This is a genomic window from Streptomyces sp. WELS2 (assembly GCF_013870595.1).
Lineage (GTDB): Bacteria > Actinomycetota > Actinomycetes > Streptomycetales > Streptomycetaceae > Streptomyces.
This window is the reverse complement of sequence record NZ_JACBWZ010000700.1, coordinates 1-3,317: the sequence shown is the minus strand read 5'-3', so window position 1 is coordinate 3,317 and position 3,317 is coordinate 1. Positions and strand designations below refer to the sequence as shown.

Annotated in this window: 4 protein-coding genes; 2 read left to right on the top strand and 2 right to left on the bottom strand. The window is 74.7% G+C overall.

The window, feature by feature from the left end; all coding sequences use genetic code 11:
- Together H5J33_RS28360 and H5J33_RS28355 are read left to right on the top strand one after the other, a co-directional pair.
- The coding region (locus tag H5J33_RS28360; protein WP_181797683.1) for a hypothetical protein at positions 1 to 1,104 on the top strand (1,104 nt) is incomplete at its 5' end.
- A 123-nt stretch (positions 1,105 to 1,227) separates the two neighbouring features.
- Complete coding sequence (locus H5J33_RS28355) at positions 1,228 to 1,752, top strand: DoxX family membrane protein (RefSeq protein ID WP_181797682.1); 525 nt, start codon at positions 1,228 to 1,230, stop codon at positions 1,750 to 1,752.
- Here H5J33_RS28355 and H5J33_RS28350 read toward each other — a convergent pair.
- Positions 1,743 to 1,958: a hypothetical protein gene (locus H5J33_RS28350; protein ID WP_181797681.1), complete on the bottom strand. Its 216-nt coding sequence runs from the start codon at positions 1,956 to 1,958 to the stop codon at positions 1,743 to 1,745. The genes H5J33_RS28355 and H5J33_RS28350 overlap by 10 nt on opposite strands.
- The coding region (locus H5J33_RS28345) for a PspC domain-containing protein (protein WP_258565450.1) at positions 1,945 to 3,317 on the bottom strand (1,373 nt) is incomplete at its 5' end. The genes H5J33_RS28350 and H5J33_RS28345, both read right to left, overlap by 14 nt.

The following is a 3,317-nucleotide window of genomic DNA, read 5'->3' as shown; positions in this document are numbered from 1 at the left end:
TCGGCCCCGGCGTCCCGCCAGTGGGTGTCCGAGGAACTCACCCAGCGGGCCGAGGCCGTCGCCGAACAGAGCCGTGCCGAGGGCGCGGTCCGGCTCGCCGGGCTGTGGCTGCGCACGGTGTGCGCGGTGTGGGGCGCCGTCACCGCGCTGCTGCTCGCCGAGGCGCTCACCGCCACCGGCGCGGGCTGGACCGGCGCCCGCACCGCCGCCCTGCTCGCCGCGCTCGCCGTCGCCGGCGCGCTGACCGCCGCCTGCCTCCTGAACCGGGCGCGCGGCGGAGCGCTCGCCCCGCTCATCGGCGAGGACAACCGCATCTCCACCTCCCGTACCGTCGCCGCCTGCTGGGTGCTGTTCACCGGCTATGCCGTCCTGCTGCTTTCCCTCCGCCTGGCCGCCGCCTCCGACCACGCCGAACGCGACGCGCTGATCAACGGCCTCGCACTGGCGCACGGCGCGGGCGCGGTGACCGTCCTCGCCGTCGCGTGCGCCGTCGCCGTCCTGGTCCGCCGGGTGGTGGCCTCGCGCGTCCGCGCCCAGCGGCTGCAGAAGGTGCCGGCCCACCGGCCGCGCGCCGCCGACCTGCTCACCGACGACTCCGGCCGGGGCGCCTTCGCCGACATCCAGTACCTCGCCCTCACCGCCCTCGCCCTGCTGTTCGCCGCCGTCCGGCTGGCCCGCCGCCCCGACCGGCTGCCCGATCTGCCCTGGGGCCTGGGCGTGATCGTCCTGATCTCGGCGGCGACCTACCTGGCCGGCAAGTACGCCGAGGGCGGGCGGCCGGTGATCCACTCGGTGGTCCGGGCCCGGGAGCCCGGGGACCTCGACGGCCCGGTCCGCACCGGCGACGACATCGAGATCCGGGGCAGCGGCTTCGTCCCGCCCGGCGCCCAGGGCGCCGACCGGCTCTCCCGGACGGTGGTCCGCATCGGCCCGGTCGACGTGCACGTCCCCCTGATCCCCGTCACCGGCGGCTTCCGCAATCCCACGGACACCACCCTGACCGTGCCCGTCCCCGCGGACGTGGAGCCCGGGACGGTGGACGTCCAGGTGGTGACGGCGGCCGGCGTGGCGACGAACCGGTACCCGCTCCAGGTGACGGAGTGAGGGGCGGGCTCGCCGCGGAGGGCCGAAATCCGGAAAATCATCTAGGACAGGATTGAACGGGCTCTCTTCGTCATACGTATCGTCACGTCAGGGGGCACGGCGGGTGAAAGGCGGCTTGTAGCGATGACTCACGGCATGCGGACGGATACGCGCATTCCCCGGCTGAACGAGCCCCGCAGCCTCCGGGACACCGCCACCCACTACGCCCTGCTGCCCCTGCGCCTCTTCCTGGGTGCCACCTTCGTCTACGCCGGTCTTGACAAGCTCACCGACAGCGCCTTCATGCAGTCCGCCGGCACCGGCTCGATCGGCGACACCATGCGCGCCGCCCGCGGCTCCGCCGCGCTCCCGGCCCTGATCGACCTGGCCCTGAAGAGCCCGGTCGGCTTCGGCTACGCCATCGCGCTCGGTGAGCTGGCCGTCGGCATCGCCACCCTGCTCGGTCTCCTCGGCCGCCTCGCCGCGCTCGGCGGCGCGCTGATCTCGCTCAGCCTCTGGCTGACGGTGAGCTGGGCCACCACCCCCTACTACTACGGCAACGACCTCGCCTACCTGATGGCCTGGGTTCCCCTGATCCTCGCCGGCGCGCCCTACTTCTCGGTGGACGCCGCCTGGCGGGCTCGGCGGTGGCCCGGCGGCTACCGCTGACCCCCCTCGGCGCCACCCCGTCCGCGTATCGCCCGGGCCAGCACGGCCGTGGCGCCGGCCAGACACAGACCACCCACCACCAGCGGAATCACCAGGAACCACGGGGCGTCCCACAGGCCGCCCGCGTCTCCCGCGTAGGCCACGGCGGTGGCGGTCAGGAAGAGCCCGGCGACCAGCCTCCCGGGCTGGAACTCATGACGCAGCACGGCTGACCTCCACCTGTCCCACTCCTACGCCGAGCGTGAGCTCCAGCGTCCCCGGCGTCCCGGACATCCCCGCCCTGCCCTTGGCCGGTGCCAGCGTCACGTTCCGATGGCTGCCGGGCCGCACGTCCACGTCTCCTCCACGGTCCCCGGGCAACCGGATGTCGCCCAGCCCCACATCCAGCTCCATCCGCACGGTCACCTCCGCGGGCACGATCACCTTCAGGTGTCCCGCACCCACCCGGGCGTCCGTGGCGACCGTCTGCCCGGGGCCCGGGTGCACCCGGGTCAGGTCCAGCGTGCCCCGCCCCGTGCCGAGGTCGTATCCGGACCGCACCTGGGCCGCCGCGGCCGGCTTCCAGGTCGCCTCCCTCCAGTCGGTGGTGATGTCCCGGGGCAGTGCCGCCGCCCCGGCGAGCAGGGCGGCCGTGACCAGCGCCCAGAACACCGTCCCGGCTCCCGTCCGGCCCAGGAACGCGCTGAGCGCCATGCCCAGTCCGAAGACCGCCAGCGCGCAGGCCAGGCCGGTCTGCAGGCTGGTGCCGAGCGGGTGCGTGTGCCAGCCGGACCAGGTGCCCAGGCCGCCCGCCGGCAGGGCGAGCAGGAACACCCAGCCGCCGATCCAGCGCGGGCCGCGCGGTCTCGGGGGCTCGGCCGTCGGCGCGGATATCGCCCCGGGGTGCGTCCAGGGGGTGGCGATGCCGACGTCCAGGACCGAGGTGAGGTCCCGTCCGCGGGCGTCGCCGGGCCCCCACAGATAGCCGGTGCCGCCGACATGGGTGCCGTCCTTGACGATCGGGTCCCGCCACCAGGAGGGGTAGGCGGTGACGATCGGCGGCGCCTGGGCCTCCGGCGGCGCGTCGGCGGCGGCCTGCGCCGCCAGCGGATCGTGGTCGGCGGCGCCACGGCGTCTCGACCAGTACCCCGCGCCCGCGAGCAGCAGCGAGAGCACCGTGGCGAACGCCAGCACCCCGCCGTTCCTCAGCATCGTCAGGAAGATCCCGCAGCCGACCAGCGCGAACAGGACCGCGGCCAGCGCCTGGCCGTCGACCCGGCCCGTGAACAGCTTGCGGACCTCGTTCTCCTCCTCGTCCTCGTACGGAACCAGCAGCCAGGCGAAGCCGTAGAAGATGAGACCCAGGCCACCCGTCGCGGACAGCACGGCCAGTGTGATCCGGAAGATCACCGGGTCCATGTCGGTCTGCCGCCCCAGCCCCGCGCACACGCCCGCGATCATCTTGTGCCCGCGGTCGCGCCGGAACCGCTCGGGAAGCCGGGGGCTCTCCTGCCGCTCCGGCTCCTGCGCGGAAGGGGCGCCGCTCCGTGAAGGGGGACGGAAGCCGGGGGCGGGGGAGCCGGGGC

Coding starts and splice junctions, on each gene's coding strand:
- H5J33_RS28355 (WP_181797682.1), top strand. CDS start 1,228: ATGACTCACGGCATGCGGACGGATACGCGCATTCCCCGGCTGAACGAG.